Here is a 20,155-nt window from a genome sequence, read left to right on the forward strand (position 1 = left end):
GGGCCGCGGGCATGTCGCCTGCGGCCCCCGCGATGGTTCGGAAGTCGGTCTACACCTTGTCCACCTGCCAGAACTCGAGGTTGTCGATCTTCACGTCGCGGCCCCAGAACTGGACCTTCACCGTGATCTTCGGCGTGTCCGTGTCGTCCTTCGGCATCACGATCTCCAGCACCTCGCCCTCCGTGCCGGCGAACGCCCCGTCCCGCAGCCGGACCTTGTCGCCGCGGTCCAGGTCGATCTGCACCTTGATCTTCTTCGGCCCGCCCTTGATGTTCGGCGCGTCCTTCGACGACACCTCGTTGCCGAGCATCCGCTGGACCTCGTAGTCCGTCATCGGGGCCGGCGGCTTGTTCGGCCCGCCGCCCACGAAGTCGCCCACGCCGGGCGTCTCGCGGAACAGGTACAGCACCGCGTCGTTGAACTCGACCTCGGCCATCAGGTAGCCGGGGTACTTCTTCCGCTCCTTGACGACCCGCTTCTCCTTCGTCACCTTCTCGCCGTCCTCGTTCTTCTTCGTCGTCTTCTTGATCTCCGTGATCCGCTCGACCGGAATCACGATCTGCGCGACGTACTGCTCGAGCGACTCGACCTTGATCTTCCGCTCGAGCCGGGCCTTGATCGAGTCCTCCTGGCCGCTCGCCACCTTCACCACGTACCACTTCTTGTTGCTCGGCTCGCCGGTCGGCGCGGCCGCGGCGGGGGCCGCCTCCGGTTCCGGGTCCGCGGCGGCCTTCGCCTTCTTCGACCGCGACGGCTTCGCCGGGGTCGGCTCGGTCGGCGGCTCGACGACGCCTTCCTCGACCGCCTCGGCGGCGGACGCGGCGGGCACGGCCGGCGCTTCCTCGATGGCGGCCGCGACCGGCGGCGCGTGCGCGGCCGTCGCCTCCTCGACCGGGTCCGGGGTCGGGTCGGCCGCGGGTTCGGACGTGGGTTCGTCGGCGGTCGGGTCGGCGGGGGCGGTCGTGGACTCTTCGGTTGTCATGATTCACCGTGGAACTGGCCACGTGGCGTTACCACGGGCGCGACAGGCCGGTCACGTCGGGCTTCTTGACGTTCGGGTTGGCCTTCGGCAGGATGCCGAGCAGGTCCGACAGGAACCAACCCCAGAACAGGTCGATCACCAGCAGGAACAGCGTCAGGATCAGCGTCGTCACCAGCACGACGATCGTGTCCTGGATCAGCCGCTTGCGGGACGACCAGGACACCTTGTTCATCTCCGCTTCCGTCGCGATCAGGAAGTCGGCGAACGTCGGGATGTTGATCGCCCGCCACGCCAGCCACACGACCGCGAGGGCGAGGAGCAGCGGGACGGCGAACTTCTGGTCCGTCAGGGCGGTGAAGTTCGGCAGGCCGAACGGCAGGCGGAACACGAGGTCGCCGGAGCCGAGCATGTCGTGGCTCATGATCGAGTAGACGCCGCTGAGGCCGACGATCAGCAGCCCGATGAGCGTGTACTGCCGCATCTTGCGGCCCTGGGACCGCTTGTAGCTGTTCGTGTGGAACCAACCCTGTTCTTCGAGGGCGTGCATCCAGTCGATGCCCCGCGGCCCGGTGAGCAGGCGGAACAGGCCGAACGCGAGCGCCGCGGCGACGACGGCGGCCGGGATGTCGCCGAAGTTCAGGCCGACGGCCCGGACGACGAAGAAGAACGTGAACGCGGCGGCGATCATGAGGCCGATGCCGCCGCGGAGGCCCTTCGGCGGGTTCGCGCCGGCCAGCTTCCCGCCGACGTAGGCGAGGCCGCCGATGACGGCGAGCTGCGCGACGACGCGGACGAACGCGGTGACGAACGTGTTGCCGAGGCTGACGTTCTTGAGCAGCATCGGCACGCCGTACCCGGCGAGGACGATGCCGGCGAGGACGAACGCGGCCCCGACGACGCTGCCGACGAGCAGTTGGCTCTTCGCGCTGGCGGGCGGCGTCTGGGTCGCCGGGGGTTGTACGGCAGTGGTGGCCATGGTCCTGTGGTCCGTCCTGGGGCTTCCGGCCCGACCGCTCCCGCGGCCGGTGCGAACGGTTGTTCTAGGTCAAATGCCCGCCATAGGTGGGCAAAAACCCCGCGGACCGGGGGCCGCGGGGTCGAGCGGAGTCTTCGGAGCAGGTGCGGCAGGAATCGAACCTGCAACCTGCGGTTTTGGAGACCGCTGCTCTGCCAGTTGAGCTACGCACCTGTGACAGTTGGTAGTTGTTGGTTGGTCGTTGTTAGTAAAGACAACGGACGCCGCGGGGGACGAATCCCGCCGCGGATTCCGACTACCAACCGTCAACTACCAACTGCCAACTACTTCTTCTTCTCGACCGGCGTGTCGGCGAGGATCTTCGTCACGACGCCCGACCCGACGGTCCGGCCGCCCTCGCGGATGGCGAACCGCAGGCCGTCGTCCATGGCGACCGGCATGCCGTCCATCAGGTTGACCGTCACCTTCACGTTGTCGCCGGGCATGCACATTTCCACGCCCGCCGGCAGCGCGATGCTCCCGGTCACGTCCGTCGTGCGGAAGTAGAACTGCGGCTTGTACCCGGTGAAGAACGGCGTGTGCCGGCCGCCTTCTTCCTTCGACAGCACGTAGATGTTGGCCTCGAAGTTCGTGTGCGGGGTGATGCTGCCCGGCTTCGCGATGACCTGGCCCCGCTCGATCCCGTCGCGCTCGATCCCGCGGAGGAGGACGCCGACGTTGTCGCCGGCCATCGCGTAGTCGAGCGTCTTCTGGAACATTTCGACGCCGGTGATCGTGGTCTTCACGTTGTCCTTGCGGAGGCCGATGATCTCGACTTCGTCGCCGACCTTGCCGCGGCCCCGCTCGACCCGGCCGGTCGCGACCGTGCCCCGGCCCTTGATGCTGAACACGTCTTCGACGGCCATCAGGAACGGCTTGTCCTCTTCCCGCGTCGGGATCGGGATGTAGCTGTCCAGGGCGGCCATCAGCTCGTCGATCGACTTCGCGCCGGGGCCGCTGTCGTTGCCGGGGTTTTCCAGCGCGTCCTTCGACTGGCCGCGGATGATCGGCGTGTCGTCGCCGGGGAAGTCGTACTTCTTGAGCAGTTCCCGAATCTCAAGCTCGACGAGTTCGAGCAGTTCCGGGTCATCGACGGTGTCGCACTTGTTGAGGTACACGACGATCTTCGGCACGCCGACCTGGCGGGCGAGGAGGACGTGCTCCCGCGTCTGCGGCATCGGGCCGTCGTTGGCGGCGACGACGAGGATCGCCCCGTCCATCTGGGCCGCGCCGGTGATCATGTTTTTGATGAAGTCGGCGTGGCCGGGGCAGTCGATGTGGGCGTAGTGCCGCGTGGCCGTCTCGTACTCGACGTGCGACACGGCGATGGTGACCGTCTTGTTCGCGTCCCGGACGGTCCCGCCCTTGGCGATGTCCGAGTAGGACTTCACGGCGGCCAGCTTCTTGTGCGCCTGGCGGGCGAGGATCGCGGCCGTCGTGGTCGTCTTGCCGTGGTCGATGTGGCCGATCGTGCCGACGTTGACGTGCGGCTTGGTCCGTTCGAATACACCCTTCGCCATCGCTCTTCTCCGAAGTAGTTGACCCGTGGAGGCTGGTCGTCCTGGTTGTGTTGGCCGCCGCCCCACGCGGTGGCCGCTACCCGCCTTAGTGAACGGCTGTCGATCCGGTGGCCCGGTAGACCCGTCGCCGCCCGCGCTCAGTCGAGAGAGCTGCTGATGGGGCTTGAACCCATGACCTCCTCATTACCAATGAGGTGCTCTACCACTGAGCTACAGCAGCGAAGGAGGGGTAATGCTCCCGCGGCCGGTTTTATCGGCCCTGAGCGTCTTACGAGGGGCTTGGCCGTTCGGCCAGAGCGGGCGATGGGATTTGAACCCACGACATCTTGCTTGGAAGGCAAGAGCTCTACCGCTGAGCTACACCCGCCTGGGGAAGTTGGTAGTTGACAGTTGGTCGTTGGTAGTCAGAACCGTGGTTTTCACTACCAACGACCAACTGTCAACTACCAACTATTGGGTAGGGAGGGATTCGAACCCCCGAACTCCGAAGAGGCCAGATTTACAGTCTGGTGCAATTGACCGCTCTGCCACCTACCCGTGAATGCCCTTCGGCCAGAGCCAGCTGTGGGACTTGAACCCACGACCTACGGTTTACAAAACCGTTGCTCTACCAGCTGAGCTAAGCTGGCGGGGATGAGCCGCCGGACTGCTAGAGTAGGCCCCGCGCCCCGCGTCAGCAAGGGCAAATCGCGGCCGGCGAGCCGAGCGGCGTAAGCCGCCGGGTGAGTCGCCCGACACCCGGCGGCTTACGCCGCTCGGCTCGCTAAGATCGTCGCCTCCCCCGAAACGGACACCCGCGACGGCGTGAGGGTTCGCTCACGCGTCCAACCACTCCAACCGCCGGGGCCGGAAGTTCAGCGTTCGCTTCGCCTTCGCGTTCGACGCGCCGCGGAGCCGCGTGCCGTAGTACACGGCGTCTTCGCCGAGCCGGTCCCGCGCCTCCCGTTCCGCGAGCCGCGGCGGCGGCGGCGCGTGGACCCGCCGGGCGAACGCCGGCAGCCACCGGGCGACCGGCAGCGGGTCGTCATCGACGACGTGGTACACCCCGGCCGGGGCCGTGAGGGCGGCGACCGTCGCGGCCGCCGCGTCGTCGATGTGGACCCACGACCAGACGCCGCCGCCGTCGCCGATGATCGCCAGTTCCTGCTTGCGAACTTGGTCCGCGGCCGCGCCGGCCGGGTCGTACCACGTTCCCGGCCCGTAGAAGAACCCGTACCGCAGCGCGACGCCCTCGATGTCGTCCGCGGTCAGCACCCGCGCCTCCAGTTCGGCGTAGGCCCGCGCGCTCGCCGCCACGCGGGGGCTGGCGTCGAGGGCCAGGCCCTCGGACTCGTCGGCCAGCCCGTCGCCCGGCTTCAGGAAGAAGCCGCTGGCCTGCTGGGCGTACCGCCGCACGCCGGCGGCCCGCGCCGCGCGGTGGAGGTTCCCGCCGCCCACGAGCCGCAGTTCCCGGTCGCCGGCGGCGGCCGCGGCCATGTCCCGCGGGTGGGCCGGCAGCGCCGTCAACTGGTCGATGACGACTTCCGCCCGCGCCTCCCGAATCGCGCGTTCGACCGCCGGGGCGTCGAACGCGCTGACCCGCGCGACGGCCGCCCCGAGGCCGGCGAGGGCCGCGGCCCCGGCGTCGGACCGGGTCATACCGGTGACCGCGTGGCCGTGGCGGACCAGTTCGGCGATGAGCGGCCGGCCGATGGCCCCGCTCGCGCCGGCGACGAAGACGTTCATGGTGAAACCTGCCGATTGGGGCCGTTGTGAGAAGTGACGGCCCGCCCGGTGCGGGCGGGCCGGGGGGCGGCTTAGATCAGGTTGATCGTCACGTCGATGTTGCCGCGGGTGGCCTTCGAGTACGGGCAAATCTGGTGCGCCGCGTCCACGATCTCGCGGGCGACCGCCGGGTCCAGCCCCGGCAGGCTGACGTTCAGCCGGGCGCGGAGGACGTACCCGCCGGCGTTCGTGCCGAGGTCCACCTCGGCATCGACGGCCCGGTCCGCCGGCAGCGCCACCTTCTTCTGGGCGGCGGCCACGCCCATCGCGCCGAGGAAGCAGGCCGACCACCCGGCCGCGAACAGTTGCTCCGGGTTCGTCCCGTTCCCCGGCGCGCCGGGGGACGTGAGCTTGACTTCGAGCCGGCCGTCGGCGCTGCGGCTCGCGCCGTCCCGCCCGCCGGTGGTGTGGGTCTTCGCCGTGTACAGGACTTTGTCGATCGCGGTCATGACTGGCACTCCTTCGGAGAAAGTTGCGAATTGCAACTGACGGTCTATACCGACCTGTCACTTGCGTTTTGCAACTAAAGTTCGGATTCGCCGAACCGGGCGGCGGCGTTCACGGCGCGGGCCGCCACCCGAACAACGCCCCGGCCTTGATCGTCGCCGCGACGGCGGCCGGGACCAGCCCCTCCCACGACGGGTCGCCCCGCTGGAGCCGGGCCAGCACGTCGTGCGTGTCGATCGACAGGAACGCCGCGTCGTACCCGCGGACCGGGACGACCCGGCCGAGGTCGAGGAGCAGGTCGCGGAGGTGCTGCCAGGGGGCCGGGACCGGCACGTCCGCGGCCGTCCGGACCCGCCCGGTGTCCGGGTCCCGGGTGGGGTGCGCGTACACCGTCACGGACCGCTTGAACAGCCGCCCGATGGACTCGAGCGCGCCGCCCGGCAGGTCGCGGTGGTGCGCCTCGTCCAGGAGCTGCCGGAGGGCCGGCAGCGTGACCGCGATGCCGACCGGGGCGTCGGTGGACCGGGCCAGGTACTCGGCCAGCTCGTGGGACGCCCCGAACCGGGAGACGAGTACGTCGAACCCGAGGGCCCCCAGGATGTCCGCCCGGGCCAGGAAGTCCGGGTGGCCGACCGCGTGCTCCGGGTCGAGGTCGCGGAGCGTCATCTCGGCCAGCACGACGGGGCCGGCGGCGCGGACGCCCGGCACCCCCAGGAACTGGTCCCGCGCCCGGCCGAGCAGGTCGGCGGTGAGGTTCGTGACCGGCCGGAAGGTACACCGCTCGACCAGGACCGGCCGCTTGCGGAGCACGTCGGCCGGCTGCACGACCTCGCCGGCGGCCGTGAACAGGGCGGCGTCCGTCAGCCCCTGCTCGACCAGCTCCAGGGCCAGCAGCCGGTGGTCCACGCCGGGGAACGCCGGCCCGGACAACTTGATCATGTCCACCTCGACCCGCGGCCGCGGCAGGTCGTCCCGGAGGGCGGAGATCAGGTCGGCCGGGTCGCCGCGGCGGAAGAAGGCGGCGTGGATCAGGTTGACGCCGAGCACGCCGAGCGCCTCCTGCTGGCCGGCCGGGGCCGGGTCGAGCAGGTGGGCGTGGACGAGGACCTCGGACGGCTCCTCGTGCGGCCCGCCCTGGAACCGGACGCCGAGCCACACGCGGCCGGGGCCGGGGTTGCGGTGGCCGCCGGTCGCCACCGTGTCGGCGAACGCGAAGAACCGCTTGGCGTCCCCGCGGGCCGGCCCCAGCAGGTCCCGGAGCGAGGCGAACTCGTGGGCGAGCATGGCCGCCAGCCGCTCCCGGCTGACGTACCGCTTGGTCGGCCCGTAGTGGGCGTCGCTGACGGCCATGTCGTAGGCCGACACGGTCTTCGCCACCGTCCCGGCCGCCCCGCCGGCGGCGAAGAACCACCGGGCCACCTCCTGGCCGCCGCCGATCTCGGCGAGCGCGCCGTACGTCGAGCCGTCGAGGTTGAGCGCCAGCGCCTTCTGCCGCGTCCCGAGGGGACCGTTCGCGGACATGACTGCCTCCCGTGCGAGGGCCGGGCGTCGCCCCGGCGGGTTGCGGGCCGTACAGGAAAAGGTGTTGCGTCGTGCGGATCGAAGTCGGGTTCGGAAGAGGGCCGACGAAGTGGGCGGGGTTCGCCTCGTCCGGCTACCGGCTGGAAGTGTTGTACGGAACGGCGGCGGCGACGCCGTTCCCGTGGGCCGGTGGTGTTACCGCCGGTTCGGGCGGGCGGCCAGCGCCTCCCCGGCCGTCCACAGCGCGGCCCCGAGGAGCACGAGGTCCTTGAGCACGAACTGCCCCGGCATCGCCGACAGGGCCGGGAACCCGCCGAGGCTCGGCTCCCAGACGCCGGGCGTGGTGACCAGGAACGTCAGCGTGGTGACGAACATCCCGGCCGCCAGCCCGCTGCCGACGGCCGACGCGGTCGGCGACACTGGCCGCAGGGCGATGAGCAGCCCGACGACGATCTCGACAACGCCGAGCAGGGCGGCGAACGCGGTGACGCTCAGGATATCGTAGGCCCAGCCCATGAACGGGCTGTTGGCCACCAGCGGGAGGATGCCCTCGGCCTCGTAGGCGGTGAACTTCATCCCGCCGATCCAGAGGAGGACGACGACCAACCCGTACCGGGTGGCGTGCGTGCCGACGGCCCGCAGCTTGTCGCCGACGGCCCCCAGGTCGAAATCGGCGGGGCGGGTTTGGGTCGTGGAGGGCACGTTCTCGATGGCGGTCATGACTCGGACTCCTTCGCGTGGCTTAGTTGCGAATTGCAACTGACGGGGTATAGCGGGGGCCAGGGGGCGTCTTGCAACCGAATCCGAACTTTTCCGTCATGCCACACCGGAATCGACCCCCTTGAGGCCGCCGTTTATACTGAGGGGAATCCCGGAGGGCTGCCGATGCCGATGCACGACTGGACACGGGTGAAGGCCGGGATCTACCACGCCTTCCACACGTCCTGGATTCAGAAGATCCACGAGGAGTTGTTGCGCCTCCTCCCCCCGGATTACTACTGCCTACCGGAACAGCAGGCCGCCGGGTTCGGACCGGACATCCTCACGCTGAAGAATCGAGACGACGAAAGCTCGCCCGGCGGCACGGCCACGGCCACGCGACCGAAGACGCGGTACACGTTCGAGACGGACACCGAGTTCTTCCTGCGAAAGAAGCGATCCGTCGTCATCCACCACACGACCGGCGACCGGATCGTCGCGATGATCGAGATCGTTTCCCCAGGCAACAAGAACGCCGCCCACGCCATTCGCCAGTTCGTGGAGAAGGCGAACGAACTGTTGCAACAGCGCATCCACCTACTCATCATCGACCCGTTCCCGCCGAGCAAGCGGGACCCGCACGGCATCCATGCCGCCATCTTCGAGCAGGTCGAGGACGACCCGCTCGCGCTGCCGCCGGAGAAACCATTGACGTTGGTTTCCTACGAGTGCGACGACCGCGTGCGCGGCTACCTCGAACCGGTCGCCGTCGGCGACGAGCTGCCGGACATGCCGGTCTTCCTGCTGCCGGGCCTGAGCATCGACGTGCCGCTGGAGCGGACGTACATGGCCGCGTGGGACGCCGTACCGAAGCGGTGGCAGGACGTGGTCGCGCCGCCCGCGCCCTAGTCCGCCGAGTCACCGGCGAGCGTCGCCAAGCCCGCCGGCGCGACGAACTTACCCGGCGGCTTACGCCGCTCGGCTCGCCACGCGATCCCCCTCGTCATTTCTTCCCCATTTTTCAAATCCCTTCCCATACCCCGCGAATAGTACAACGACAGACATTGATGTCTCTTTGCTGCCGAGGCTCCCCCATGCGGTTCACCTACCGATCCGGCGAACGCCCGCTCGCCGGGTACACCGTGAAGCGCGGCGTCGGCAAGGGCGGGTTCGGCGAGGTCTACTTCGCCGTCAGCGACGCCGGCAAGGAGGTCGCCCTCAAGCTCCTCCGCGGCAGCTCGGACGTGGAGCTCCGCGGCGTCGCCAACTGCCTCAACCTCAAGCACCCCAACCTCGTCCACATCTACGACCTCAAGGAGGACGCCCACGGCGACAAGTGGCTCGTCATGGAGTACGTCCTCGGCGAGAGCATGGCCCAGGTCCTCGACCGCCACCCGACCGGGCTGCCGGTCAACCTCGCCGTCGAGTGGTTCCAAAGTCTCTCCCGCGCCGTCGCGTACCTGCACGACCACGGCGTCGTCCACCGCGACCTGAAGCCGGCGAACATCTTCCTCGAACACGGCAGCCTGAAGGTCGGCGACTACGGCCTGTGCAAGGCGATGAGCCTGACGAACAAGCAGCAGACGCGGACCGTCGGCACGGTCCACTTCATGGCCCCGGAGATTTCCAGCGGGTCGTACACGAAGTCGATCGACATCTATGCGTGCGGCGTGATGCTGCACGAGATGCTGACTGGCAAGCTCCCGTTCGACGGGGAGAGCGACGCCGAGATTCTGATGAAGCACCTGACGGCGACGCCGAACCTGGACGGCGTGCCGGAGCCGTTCAAGCCGGTCATCGCGAAGGCGCTGGAGAAGAACCCGCTGAAGCGGTACGCGACGATGGTAGAGATGGCGAAGGCGGTGGACGCGGCGTACCCGACGAACCCGGTCGTCCCGCCGCCGCCGCTGGCGAAGTCGGTCCACGTGGCGGAGGTCGTCGCCGTGCCGGAGCCGCCGCCGATGGCCCCGGCCGTGCCGGTGGCGGCGGAAGTGCCGAAGGCCGTGCCGGTCGCGCCGCCGGTTCCGCCGCCGGTCCCCGTGAAGCACGTCCCCGTCCTGAGGCCGGTCGTGACGGTCCCGACGCCGGAGCCGGGCGTGTCGTACCGCGACCGGCTGACGGAGCTGCTCGGCGGCATGTTGCAGGCCCCGGCCGTGGTCGCGCTCGGCGTCGTCCCGTGGCTGGTCGTCACCCGGACCGGCGACTGGGCGAGCATCGGCAAGATGGGCCTCGTGTCCGTCGCGCTGGCGTGGGCCGTGCTCCTGGCGGCCGGCCGGGCGCGGTACAAGACCGCCGACAGCTGGGGCCGCCGGTTGCGGTTCGCCGGCCTCGGTGTGCTCGTCGGGGCGCTCTCGTTCTGGCTCGACGGCTGGATCGGCCCGACGTTCGACGCCGTGGAGGACGAGTCGCCGACGGCGAATTCGTACCTGTTCGGGTGGATGAACATGCCACCGCGGTCGGTCCCGGTGGCGTCCGGGTACGTGCTGTACTTCGCGTGCGTGCTGGGGGCGGCCCGGTGGTGGCGGATGGCGGCGAAGGACCGCAAGGACCGGTTCAGCCTGTTCCCGCCGTTCGTGGCCGCGTTCTGGGGCGGGGTGCTGTCGTTCCTGTGGCCGTGGCAGGCCGGGACGCTCGAGTTCGGCATCCTCCCGCTCATCCTGGCGACGGTCGCCGTGCAGTGGGTCGCCCCGTGGGTCCCGCCGCCCCCGCCGCCGGCGAAGAAGCTGCGGTGGCGGTCGCGGTAAGCAGAAGTCAGAGATCAGACATCAGAGGTCAGAAGACAGATACGGGTCGGGTTTTCCTGACCTCTGACTTCTGACCTCTGCCCCAGGAGCAAGCCCATGAACCGAGCGCGAACGATGCTGGCCGGCCTGTTGGTCGCGGTGGTCGCGTTCGGCCTCGTGGGGTGCGACGGCAAGCCGCGGCCGCCGAAGACGGCGAGCAAGAAGACCGACAAGCCGGCCCCGCCGAAGGAGGAGCCGAAGCCGGCCGAGCCGCCGACGGCCCCGGAGCCGCCGGCGGAGGCGAAGCCGGCGGACGCCGCGAAGCCGACGGTCGTGGTGTTCGCGCCGCCGATCATCCGCGAGAAGGTGGCCGCCGCGCGGACGGCGGGGGGGCAGGTGGCGCTCAAGCTGCCCGCGATCCGCAGTAGCAAGCCGCACGGCTCGAAGGACCAGGCGCTGGCCGACGCGCTCGGCGTGGCCCGGATCGAGCTGATGAAGCAACTGGAGGCGCTCGACCCGCCGATCCACGCCCGGCCGTCGATGGCGACGATGAAGAACGAGTACGTGAAGGGGGACGTGCGGGAGCTGCCGCTGTCGGAGGACGAGAAGAACCTCGTCAAGAGCAGCAAGCTGAACCCGAACGTCCGGTACGTGGAGATCGACCTGGAACTGACGGAGCACCAGGTCCAGCAGCTGCGGGCGACGGAGCGGGTGACGATCGGCTTCCGCGTCGGCGGCGTGCTGTTCGCGCTGGTGGCGGCCGCGTACGCGTTCCTGCGGCTGGACCAGTGGACGAAGGGCTACCTGACGACGTGGCTGGGAATCGGGGCCGCGGCCGTCGTGCTGGTGGTGGCGCTTGCCGTGTTCGCGTAACCGCCGGGGGCGACGCCTGAGCGGCGGCGGCCCGTCGTTCGGGTGAAAGTAATCACCTCTCGGATCACGTCGTTTTTTTAGCCCCGCTTCGGGGCTTCCCGCGGAACGGTATTAGGCCCGCCGTCCACGGCGGGTGTTGCTTAGCCGGGGATCGGCCGGTACAGGACCTCCGGGATGGGCCGGGCGAACTCCGGGCGGCGGTCCGACATCGTGACGTGCCCCGTCGGGTCGAACGGGACGGCCGCGGTCCGGTACTCGGATTGGGTGATCCGGCGTTCGACGGCTTCCAGCGTCGTAACGATATCGCGGTCCGTGCCGGCCTCCGCCTCGGCGGCCGAGCGGTATTGCGAGTAGTAGTACTCCGGGTCCGAGTACCAGAACAGCCGGAGCAGCGTCCCGGCGTCGGCGTGCGGGTTCGCGACCAGCGCGTGGATCGGCTTCTCCCGGCCGTCCCGCCCCCAGTTCGCGGCGAAGAAGTCGAGTTCCTCCGGGCTGGTGCAGGCCCGCAAGAAGTCTTCCCGCGCCCGGTGCAGCTCCCGGAGGTGCGGCTTCTCCGCGTCGAGCGCGAACCGCTCGTCCTGTTCCAGGTCGCCGGACCCCTGGCCGACGAGCTTCAGAATCGCTTGCCGCCGCCCTTCGGACAACGCCATAGGAAATGCCTCCGTTCCGCCGAACGAGACGGATAAGCTGCCGGGGCCACCTGCAAGACCTTCATGCCGCGCGAAACGAAGAGGGCCGCCCCGGTCAGCTTCATCCGTTGGTTCTGCCTTCGTCGTCCCAGCGAAAGGGCCGGTGCGTTTGCCCTTGAACGCGCCGAAACTCTTCCGCATACGGGCGTGCTTCTTCATCCGTCGATACCGACTCCGGGCACCAAGGCGGGCCGAGATCGACAATCACCTCCGGCACGCCCTCCGAGACTCGCACGATGAAGGAGGGCGGCTCATCATCGTCCGACGGCCAAAGGAAGAAGGCGTCGCGAAGAAGGCCGATCGAGCAACGCATCGGGAGACGAGCCTTCTCGCACGTCTCGTTCTGCTCGACCCGGATCATCTCTCCGAGCAACTCCTTCAACAGCAGACGCTGACACGTTTCACCCGCGCCGACCCGCACGCTCTTGGCTCTGTCGGCAAGGCCGCGCCGGGCCAAATGAACGCAGAATTCCCGTGGAAGACAATCTCTCAGGGACGTAACGACCCGGCAGCGCAGCATCGCCGACCCGCCGTCGAACAATCCCTCCAGGGCCGCCAAACCGAGTGCGTGTCGTCCTCCAACGCGACACAGCATACGCAGGCCGATGTCCCAGACTCCATAACGCGAGGACCGGGCCGCGGCCAGGATTGGCTGCAGGTCGTCGTCCGTCAGCGACTCGGTGGCGCGCTCGCGGTCGTAGGCAGCCAGCGCACCACGAGCCAGAGCCTTTTGTTCAGGGGGACCGTTCCAGCGATCCACCCAATCGCGATACTCGGATGTCGGCAACCCTTCGACCGAGTAGACCGAGTAGACACCCAGGAACTCGGATGCGTCGCTAGACACGAGCATTCCTCCTGTGGCCGAACGACCCCCCTCACCGGCCCGGCGGGGCGCTATGAGCTCCCAGAAACCAATCATGCCCTGCCGGTCAGGTGCAGCGACTAAGCTGGGTTCGGGGGTCATCGGCACAGGCCGGTTTCCCCGAAGCATTTCCCGGTAACGAGTTGCGATGACCTCCCTGGCGTCATCGATCTCTCGGTACAAACCCGTCGCGAGCGTTTTGCTAACACTGCTGCTGTCGTAGGGCAGTCGTGCGGCAAACCCGACGGGGGATGCCTTTCATGGCTAGTTTACAGCAACGGAGCGGGTGGTTCCACCTGCTCTACCGGTTCGACGGCCGGCAGTTCAGTCACGCGCTGAAGACGCGGGACAGGCGGGAGGCGGATGCGATTCGCGGGTCGGTGGACCGCGTCCTCATCCGCGTCCGCAACAAGGAACTCCCTCCCCCGCCGCCGGACGCCGATGTGACGGCGTACCTGCTCGCGGGCGGCAAAGTCGTGGACGAGACGCGCCCGGCGATGCCCGTGCTGACGCTCCGCGAACTGAGCGATCGGTACATCCAGACGCACGGCAACGGGGCGTTGGAGCCAAAGACCCTCGTCATGTTGCGAATCCACTTCACCCACCTGATCCGACACTTCGGCGAGCGGATCGTTGTCGCCCAGTTCACAACCGGGCGTCTCCAGGAGTACGTCACCGCCCGCTGTCGGATGAAAGGCAAGCGGCAACAGCCGGTCTCTCCGGTGACAGTGCAGAAGGATCTGGCCACCCTCCGGGCGGCCTGGAACTGGGCGGTGCGGGGCGGGCTGTTGACCGGGACCTACCCCGGCCGGGCGCTCATCTACCCGAAGACGGACGAGAAGCCGGGGTTCCAGACGCGGGCCGAGATCGAGCGGAAGATTGCCCGCGGAGGGCTGTCCTCAGATGAAATCGCGGACCTGTGGGCTTGCCTGTTCCTGGGCAAAGAGGAACTGACCGCGTTCCTCACGTTCGCCCAGTCGAAGGCTCATCTGCCTCACCTCTTCCCGATGGTGGCGTTCGCTGCGCACACGGGGGCACGCCGGTCGGAACTGATGCGGATGCGGATCGACGACGTGGACCTGGACGCCGGCTCGGCCGTGGTCCGGGAGCGGAAGCGGGTACGGGGGCAGCGGTCCACCCGCCGGGTGCCCGTGTCGAGGTTCCTTTGCGGGGTGGTCCGCGACTGGCTGGCCGTCCACCCCGGCGGGCAGCACCTGTTCTGCCAGACGATCGACGCCCGCGGGCCGCGGCCGATCACCCCGACGACGGCGTACGAGCACTTCCGGCAGTTGGTGGCCGGGTCTGAATGGGCGGTGCTGCGGGGGTGGCACGTCCTACGGCACTCGTTCATCAGCATCTGCGCCGCCGACGGGGTGGACCAGCGGGTGCTTCAAGGGTGGGTCGGGCACCTGTCGGCGGCCACCCACAAGCGGTACACGCACCTCTTTCCGAGCCGCGAGCAACAGATCATCCGCGGGGTGTTCGGCTAACCGGCCGGGCCGGTTTGATTCCCGACGAAACGTGTGGTAATTCCGGTTTGCTCGCTCTGGTCCTTCCCCTCCTCGGCTGCGGTAGCCATACGCCCGGCCTCGCGCCCCGCCTGATCCGACTCGGGCCGGGCGGGAGGCCGGTGGTGCATCCATCAGGTTCTCTCAAGTCCCACATTCCGTTCCCAAACCGAGGACTGACATGACGAAGCAGAATCTCACCCGCGCGAGCGGGGAACTGTTCCGGCGCGCGCCGGACGAGCGGTTCCCCACCCTCGACGCCCTCGCCGCCCACTGTCGGCGGGAGAAGGACGAATCGGCCGACCGCTGGGTCGCGCCCTCGTCGCTCGTGCCCGAACCGACGGCCGATGCGCGGCTCGGTCTGCGGGCAAACACCGACGGACCGTTCGGGCTGAACGACTGGAGCTTCGGCCAACTGTGCGGGCTGGCCCGCGTCGGCAAAGACACGATCAACCGGCTGACCCCCGACACGGCCGCCCGCGCCTTCCGCGAGACGATGCCCGGCGGCACCAAGCCGTTGCAACTGTTCACCCGCGGCGACACCGTCCGGTCGGTCCACGGCACGGCGTACACCCGGCTGCACAACGCCGATCTGGTGGACGTGGTGCGGGAGGCCGCGACCGACTTCACCCCGCCCCAGACCGGATTTAACGGGGCGACCGGCCTCTACTGCGGGGAGCAGGACCTGTTCTGCTTCCTGATCGACCCGTCCGGGTGGGCGGAGATCGACGGGGAGGCGTTCGCCCCCGGCTTCTTCGTCTGGAACTCGGAGGTGGGCAAGCGGAGCGTCGGCATCCAGACGTTCTGGTTCCAGCAGGTCTGCGCCAACCACATCGTCTGGGACGCGGTGGAGGTGATCGACTTCACCCGCAAACACACCGCCCGCGTCGGCGACGCGCTCGGCGACATTCGCAAGCACATCGAGCAACTCGTGGCCAAGCGGGACGAGCGACGGGACGGGTTCGCACGGGTGATCCGCAAGGCGATGACCGAACGGTTGGGCGACGACGCCGAGGCGGTGATGAAGGAACTCGCCAAGCACGGCCTGTCCCGCGGGCTGGCCAAGCAGGCGGTCGAGTCGGTGGGCGGCGGGCGGTTCACCATCTTCGCTCTAGTAGACGCCCTCACCCGGCTGGCCCAGCAGGTCGAGTACGCGGGCGATCGGACGGCGATCGACGTGCAGGCGGCGGCCCTCCTGGCGCTGGCCGCGTAACGCGACGGGCGGCCTTGCCCACCCATTCCAGTCTGCTCTCGACGGCCGCGGCGCTCTGCCGCGGCCGTTCCCATTCCCACCAAACAGGACATCCCGATGAAAGTGTACTCGGGTTCGCGGACGGACCACGGTTGCGTTGTGACGGTGTCGGACGAGGACGGGTGTCGCGGGCTTGACCCGCGGTACGACCTCCGCCGGCACGGCGACGGGTTTGAGTGGGGTTACGCGGGCAGCGGCCCGGCGCAACTCTCCCTCGCTTTAGCGGCCGACGTGCTGGGCGACTACGAGATGGCCGAGGCGATCTACCAGCGGCTGAAGTTCAAGGTCGTCGCCAAGCTCCCGCCCACGGAGTGGACGCTCACGGCCGACGAGTTGTCCCGCGCCATCTGGTCCCTCGGGGTCATCCCGGCGGACTGACGCTACAGGTTCGGCCGGAAGGTTTACGCACCACCGGCCGACCGTCATCGCGATCCGACCGCTGGTCGTACCTTCACCTCCCATCGTGGCCATAATACCCGCCACGTCCGGTTTCGGGATTCTGACGTCCGCTTTCGCTCGTACTTATGAACCGACGACTCGAACCCCAGCGGAAGAGTATTCCGTTGCGGATGAGGTCCGCTCCGAACCCCCGACGAGTGAGCGGTCACGCGGCCTCTCATCGCCGCTGCGGGAGTGGCCGTAAGCCCTCCGCCTGGACGCGGGCCAGTTCGCCGTGGGCGATCACCCACTCCGGGTGCGGGCCGCGGGCGTGGTCGTGCTTGCGGGCCTGGATTCGGCCGAGCCGGCACCACTCGCGGACGGTGTACCGGGCTTTGCCCAGGATTGCCGCCGCCTCGTCCACCGAGTACCAGTCCTTCGACGCCCGCTGCTCGGCGAGCGAGCGGAGGACCGCCTCGATGCGGTCGAGCCGGTCCAGCACGGCGGTCACGTCGTCGCGGGTCACTCGTCTGCCTCCCGGTCGTCGCCCTGTCGGTCGTCCGCGGCGGCGGCGTGCGTGTGAATCCAGGTGTGGGCGAAGTCGAGCACCTTTGCAAGGGTGAGCAAGTCATCCCGGCCGAAGTGGGTGGACTCCCGCCACAGGTCGCCGTCCTTGTAGAGCCGGCAGACGGTGACGTTGTGCCGGTCGCCGTACCGGGATTTGTTCCGCCAGATGTTGGCCTTGATAAAGCCGAGGCGGATGGTGTGGACAGGAGCCTTCGTCATGGTCGTCTCCAGCTACAACAGAGCGACTGGCTGAAAGAGGCGGGTCGAAGAACTCGACCCGCCCAAAACCTGCACTGCTAAACCGCTCAGTACTCGTCCGCCAAATACACGTTGGTGTTCGGGGTTCGCTCGTCGTCGTAATCGGCGTTCGTGATGACCAGCACCTCGCGGCCCCGGCTCAACCGGTACGCCGAGAAGGTCCGATCACCGTTGATGAACGCCTCGTCGTTCCGCTGGCGGTAAACCGGGCACACGTTGCCCCAGTCGTCCGCCCGGTGTCGCGCGAGACAGCGATCGATCTCCCGGACCGCCACGGACTCGTACACCGCGTCCGTGACGTACGTGTCCACCAACCCACAAGCGGCTCGGTGCCGCTCGATGTGGGATTGGCCGTTCTTTCTTCCCATACACCTCCTCTCCAAGCGGGCCGGTTGACAACGCGGGCCAGGCGTTGCAGACTCGGCCCTGGTTATTTGCCCGCCTCGGCCGAATTGCCGGTGCGAGCGTCCGCGGGGCGGCTCGGCCCAGTTCGCATGAGTCGCTCCGTTTTTCCCTTCCCAACACAACAACAGAACAAGCCCTGCTGTTCTTCGCCGGCGGTCCGGCGAGACGGTTGGTGGTACGAGCGCGGGCCGCTCAGCACTCGCGGGGGAACAGCATCCGGGTGCGGCGTCGCCGCCCGTCGTCCCCCGTCGCGTCGGTGATGACCCAGAGCGTGCGGCCGTCACTGATCTTGTGCTCCGAGAAGACCCGCCCGCCCGAGAGCAGCGCCCGTTCGTTCGCCTCCCGGTCGAGGGGGTCCAAGTCGCCCCACTCGCCGCGACGGTGCCGCAGCAAGCAGAGCAAGATGTCCTCGGCCGAAACGAACTCGTGAACCTTGCGGGTCACATACGTCATTCCCGTCTCGAACCGCGGCCGTGCGGGCTCGGAGTCGGGTGGGATCGTGTCTCGTCCCATACACCTCCATTCCAAATGGCCGACGGGCAACGCGGGCCGGGCGTTGCACAGTCGAGCCGGGTTCATCGCTCGTGCCGGCCTCATTGCCGATGCGAGCATCCGCAGGCGACTCAGCCTGGATCGCGTGTGTCGTCCCGCTACACCTTCACCGTCAACCGCATCGAAACTGATCCCGATCCGCCCGCGATCCGGGGCGGAACGACTCCTGTCAAGCCGATCCGATTCGACTTCACTCCTTCACCCACCGCAGGCGGTGGTCTGCCGGTCCCGGCGGCAGGTCGCTGAGCCACTTGATCAGCATCACCAAGTTGACCAACGGGTGGTCGGGCCTGGGGTACTCGACGAAGTCGCGGAACTGGGCGTTGACCTGGGCGTACAGCACCTCGGTCAGGGTCTCGATGGCCAAGTGGTCCGAGACTGACGGGAGGTTCTGGATGAAGTTCTTCGCTTCCATGTCCACCTCCTCAGTACTCGTCGGGGAACAGCACCGTCGTGTGACTGCGCCGTTCGTCGTCATCCTTGGCTTCCGTGATGACCCACAGCTTGCGGCCGTCGTCGAGCCGGTACGCCGAGAACAGCCGACTCCCGTCCACCAACGCTTCATCGTTCCGCTGTAGGTCGTCGTCGCACAAATCGCCCCAGTCGCACCGGCTGTGCCGCGACAGGCAGCGAAAAATGTCCGCGGCCGACACCGACTCGTGCACTCCGCGCGTGACGCACGTTTTCCCCATCTCGAACGCGGTTCGGGGCCGCTCGGGTTGGGGGTGGGTTTTCTGTGTTCCCATACACCTCCGTTTCCAAAGTGGAGGGGAGACGACGAGCCGTTCGTCGCCCCCCTTCCGGGTTATTTGCTCGGCCGGCTGAATTGCCGGTGCGAGCGTCCGTGAGCCTGACCCCCGGCTGGTGCGGGTGGGGCGGCTCGGTTCGAGTCAAAACCGTTGGCTAACCTCAGCCCACTGCGGACCGCGTGGCTCCGCTTGTGGGTGAATTCGCGCGCGAGCGCGGCGACCTGGATCAGGTCGTCGAGGTCGTCGTGCGGCACGAACTCGGACAGCTCCAGCCTCCCCTTGAAAGGGGCCTTCCACCGCCCGAACCGCACCACGCAATCCCCGCGACGCCAGTTCCCGGCGGGGTACACGACGGCTCCGATGTTGCCGACCGTGATCACCTTCTGGGAATTCGGCATCGGACCATCGACGAACTCCAGCCCGCAGCCCTTGCAGAACCGGGCGTGGAGGGAAGCCGGGGGCTTCCTCTGTTTCCTCGGCCGCCAAAAGCGCCATCGGGGCCGTCCATAGCTGACGCGAAACATACACGTTCTCCTTCACATGATTCGGCGGGGCGCTGGCATCCCAGTCGCACCGCCTACGGTTGCCAAACATCCAACGCCCGTTGTTTTTTCGTGCTCCCGGGACCAGGAGCGGAGCAAAACCCGTGTAGGGGAGTTGGGGTCGTTCAGCCCGGCGGCGGGCGTGGCGAACGGATCGAGCCGACGAGGGCGAGCAGCCGGGGGACGGCGGCGAAGTGGACCGGGATCGGCGGCTCGCCGGCGTCCGTCAGGCACGCCCGGAGTCGCTCCGCTTTCTCGCGAGTGGCGGTCACGAGCGTGACCTCGAACGACCCGCCGCGGACGAGCGGCCGGAGGGCCGGCTCGCCGGCGAAGCGACGCACATCGGCGGCGAGCGTGGCCAGGATTCGGTCCCAGCGACCGGTCCCGCCGGCGTCGTTCCGGGCGAACCCCAGGACGCGACGCGATTCAGATCGCTCCGCATAGAAGGTCGATGGCATCCCGCCAGTATCCAGCCCCGGCACGAGGCGACGGAGGTCGTCGGCCGACAGCCGTTCCCGGTTGACGCCGATGAGCCGGCAGAACGCGAGCAGCGCGAAGGCCCGGAGCTTGGCCGGCTCGGACAGCGGACCCGACTGATGTGTCAATTCTGAGCCGATGACCTCCCTCCCACCCTTCGGAGTCAGGTAGAAGTAAGGCCCGTGCCGGTCGAGCGGGGCTTGACCGAGCAACCCTTCGGTGGTGAGCGTGCGAAGGAGTGCGAGGGCGCTGGCGGTCGTGGCTAGCCGGAGGGCCGCCACGGCCTTGAGCGCTTCCGGCGTGGTCAGCCGGTAGCGGGCAACGTGCCCGAGCGCGAGGCGAAGGCGTTCCGGGTCGGGTCGTGGGGTCACG

23 protein-coding genes and 5 tRNA genes are annotated in these 20,155 nt (G+C 68.5%); 6 read left to right on the forward strand and 22 right to left on the reverse strand.

Annotation, left to right across the window (positions count from 1 at the left end):
* Nucleotides 1–49: 49 nt before the first annotated feature.
* From nusG to AC5JJ2_RS02880, 12 genes are all read right to left on the reverse strand, one after another.
* On the reverse strand, nt 50–982 hold the full coding sequence (nusG, locus tag AC5JJ2_RS02825) for a transcription termination/antitermination protein NusG (protein ID WP_495856444.1): 933 nt from the start codon (nt 980–982) through the stop codon (nt 50–52).
* 28 nt (nt 983–1,010) lie between these two features.
* A complete protein-coding gene (gene secE, locus AC5JJ2_RS02830) occupies nt 1,011–1,958 on the reverse strand; it encodes a preprotein translocase subunit SecE (protein WP_495856445.1) in 948 nt (315 codons plus the stop codon).
* Between the two features lie 140 nt (nt 1,959–2,098).
* Nucleotides 2,099–2,171, reverse strand: a tRNA-Trp gene (locus tag AC5JJ2_RS02835).
* 110 nt (nt 2,172–2,281) lie between these two features.
* Nucleotides 2,282–3,517 carry an elongation factor Tu gene (tuf, locus tag AC5JJ2_RS02840; protein ID WP_495856446.1) on the reverse strand — a complete coding sequence of 412 codons (1,236 nt, stop codon included), beginning with the start codon at nt 3,515–3,517 and terminating at the stop codon, nt 2,282–2,284.
* Nucleotides 3,518–3,665: 148 nt separating this feature from the next.
* Nucleotides 3,666–3,737 (reverse strand) — tRNA-Thr (locus AC5JJ2_RS02845).
* Nucleotides 3,738–3,812: 75 nt separating this feature from the next.
* Nucleotides 3,813–3,884, reverse strand: a tRNA-Gly gene (locus AC5JJ2_RS02850).
* Between the two features lie 87 nt (nt 3,885–3,971).
* Nucleotides 3,972–4,054 (reverse strand) — tRNA-Tyr (locus AC5JJ2_RS02855).
* Between the two features lie 19 nt (nt 4,055–4,073).
* Nucleotides 4,074–4,146: transfer RNA gene (locus AC5JJ2_RS02860), tRNA-Thr, on the reverse strand.
* A gap of 187 nt (nt 4,147–4,333) precedes the next feature.
* Nucleotides 4,334–5,242: an NAD-dependent epimerase/dehydratase family protein gene (locus tag AC5JJ2_RS02865; protein WP_495856447.1), complete on the reverse strand. Its 909-nt coding sequence runs from the start codon at nt 5,240–5,242 to the stop codon at nt 4,334–4,336.
* Between the two features lie 71 nt (nt 5,243–5,313).
* Nucleotides 5,314–5,730, reverse strand: a complete 417-nt coding sequence (locus AC5JJ2_RS02870) for an organic hydroperoxide resistance protein (protein WP_495856448.1) — start codon at nt 5,728–5,730, stop codon at nt 5,314–5,316.
* 109 nt (nt 5,731–5,839) lie between these two features.
* Entirely contained in the window at nt 5,840–7,249 is a 1,410-nt protein-coding gene (locus tag AC5JJ2_RS02875; RefSeq protein WP_495856449.1) for a TonB-dependent receptor, read from the reverse strand.
* Nucleotides 7,250–7,444: 195 nt separating this feature from the next.
* A complete protein-coding gene (locus tag AC5JJ2_RS02880; RefSeq protein WP_495856450.1) occupies nt 7,445–7,969 on the reverse strand; it encodes a YkgB family protein in 525 nt (174 codons plus the stop codon).
* 165 nt (nt 7,970–8,134) lie between these two features.
* Here AC5JJ2_RS02880 and AC5JJ2_RS02885 point away from each other — a divergent pair, with 165 nt between their 5' ends.
* The 3 genes from AC5JJ2_RS02885 (at nt 8,135) to AC5JJ2_RS02895 (ending at nt 11,544) form a co-directional block, all read left to right on the forward strand.
* Complete coding sequence (locus AC5JJ2_RS02885) at nt 8,135–8,857, forward strand: DUF4058 family protein (protein ID WP_495856451.1); 723 nt, start codon at nt 8,135–8,137, stop codon at nt 8,855–8,857.
* A gap of 185 nt (nt 8,858–9,042) precedes the next feature.
* Nucleotides 9,043–10,692 (forward strand): serine/threonine-protein kinase, encoded by a 1,650-nt coding sequence (locus AC5JJ2_RS02890; protein WP_495856452.1) that lies wholly within the window; start codon nt 9,043–9,045, stop codon nt 10,690–10,692.
* Between the two features lie 96 nt (nt 10,693–10,788).
* A complete protein-coding gene (locus tag AC5JJ2_RS02895; protein WP_495856453.1) occupies nt 10,789–11,544 on the forward strand; it encodes a hypothetical protein in 756 nt (251 codons plus the stop codon).
* 140 nt (nt 11,545–11,684) lie between these two features.
* Here the strand turns inward: AC5JJ2_RS02895 and AC5JJ2_RS02900 are convergent, their stop codons facing one another.
* Both AC5JJ2_RS02900 and AC5JJ2_RS02905 read right to left on the reverse strand, forming a co-directional pair.
* Nucleotides 11,685–12,194 (reverse strand): DUF4274 domain-containing protein, encoded by a 510-nt coding sequence (locus tag AC5JJ2_RS02900; RefSeq protein WP_495856454.1) that lies wholly within the window; start codon nt 12,192–12,194, stop codon nt 11,685–11,687.
* A gap of 100 nt (nt 12,195–12,294) precedes the next feature.
* On the reverse strand, nt 12,295–13,077 hold the full coding sequence (locus tag AC5JJ2_RS02905; protein WP_495856455.1) for a hypothetical protein: 783 nt from the start codon (nt 13,075–13,077) through the stop codon (nt 12,295–12,297).
* A 278-nt stretch (nt 13,078–13,355) separates the two neighbouring features.
* On the opposite strand from AC5JJ2_RS02905, the gene AC5JJ2_RS02910 reads away from it, so the two are divergent.
* The 3 genes from AC5JJ2_RS02910 to AC5JJ2_RS02920 all read left to right on the forward strand — a co-directional run bounded on the left by AC5JJ2_RS02910 (nt 13,356) and on the right by AC5JJ2_RS02920 (nt 16,233).
* Nucleotides 13,356–14,585, forward strand: coding sequence for a tyrosine-type recombinase/integrase (locus AC5JJ2_RS02910; protein WP_495856456.1), 1,230 nt, complete (start codon nt 13,356–13,358; stop codon nt 14,583–14,585).
* A gap of 199 nt (nt 14,586–14,784) precedes the next feature.
* Complete coding sequence (locus AC5JJ2_RS02915) at nt 14,785–15,816, forward strand: DUF932 domain-containing protein (RefSeq protein ID WP_495856457.1); 1,032 nt, start codon at nt 14,785–14,787, stop codon at nt 15,814–15,816.
* Nucleotides 15,817–15,912: 96 nt separating this feature from the next.
* Nucleotides 15,913–16,233 carry a DUF6166 domain-containing protein gene (locus AC5JJ2_RS02920; protein WP_495856458.1) on the forward strand — a complete coding sequence of 107 codons (321 nt, stop codon included), beginning with the start codon at nt 15,913–15,915 and terminating at the stop codon, nt 16,231–16,233.
* Between the two features lie 238 nt (nt 16,234–16,471).
* Here the strand turns inward: AC5JJ2_RS02920 and AC5JJ2_RS02925 are convergent, their stop codons facing one another.
* The 8 genes from AC5JJ2_RS02925 to AC5JJ2_RS02960 all read right to left on the reverse strand — a co-directional run bounded on the left by AC5JJ2_RS02925 (nt 16,472) and on the right by AC5JJ2_RS02960 (nt 20,154).
* Nucleotides 16,472–16,759, reverse strand: coding sequence for a helix-turn-helix domain-containing protein (locus AC5JJ2_RS02925; RefSeq protein WP_495856459.1), 288 nt, complete (start codon nt 16,757–16,759; stop codon nt 16,472–16,474).
* The gene (locus AC5JJ2_RS02930; RefSeq protein WP_495856460.1) at nt 16,756–17,019 is read right to left on the reverse strand and encodes a hypothetical protein; all 264 of its coding nucleotides are present in this window, start codon (nt 17,017–17,019) and stop codon (nt 16,756–16,758) included. Before AC5JJ2_RS02930 ends, AC5JJ2_RS02925 begins: the two co-directional genes overlap by 4 nt.
* A gap of 86 nt (nt 17,020–17,105) precedes the next feature.
* The gene (locus AC5JJ2_RS02935; RefSeq protein WP_495856461.1) at nt 17,106–17,426 is read right to left on the reverse strand and encodes a hypothetical protein; all 321 of its coding nucleotides are present in this window, start codon (nt 17,424–17,426) and stop codon (nt 17,106–17,108) included.
* A gap of 229 nt (nt 17,427–17,655) precedes the next feature.
* On the reverse strand, nt 17,656–17,916 hold the full coding sequence (locus AC5JJ2_RS02940; RefSeq protein ID WP_495856462.1) for a type I restriction endonuclease subunit M: 261 nt from the start codon (nt 17,914–17,916) through the stop codon (nt 17,656–17,658).
* Between the two features lie 289 nt (nt 17,917–18,205).
* Nucleotides 18,206–18,430, reverse strand: coding sequence for a hypothetical protein (locus AC5JJ2_RS02945; RefSeq protein WP_495856463.1), 225 nt, complete (start codon nt 18,428–18,430; stop codon nt 18,206–18,208).
* A 10-nt stretch (nt 18,431–18,440) separates the two neighbouring features.
* The gene (locus AC5JJ2_RS02950) at nt 18,441–18,668 is read right to left on the reverse strand and encodes a plasmid related protein (protein ID WP_495856464.1); all 228 of its coding nucleotides are present in this window, start codon (nt 18,666–18,668) and stop codon (nt 18,441–18,443) included.
* Nucleotides 18,669–18,820: 152 nt separating this feature from the next.
* Complete coding sequence (locus tag AC5JJ2_RS02955; RefSeq protein ID WP_495856465.1) at nt 18,821–19,162, reverse strand: hypothetical protein; 342 nt, start codon at nt 19,160–19,162, stop codon at nt 18,821–18,823.
* A gap of 269 nt (nt 19,163–19,431) precedes the next feature.
* Nucleotides 19,432–20,154 (reverse strand): hypothetical protein, encoded by a 723-nt coding sequence (locus tag AC5JJ2_RS02960; RefSeq protein WP_495856466.1) that lies wholly within the window; start codon nt 20,152–20,154, stop codon nt 19,432–19,434.
* Between the last annotated feature and the right edge of the window lies 1 nt (nt 20,155).

It is taken from the genome of Limnoglobus sp. (assembly GCF_059499385.1).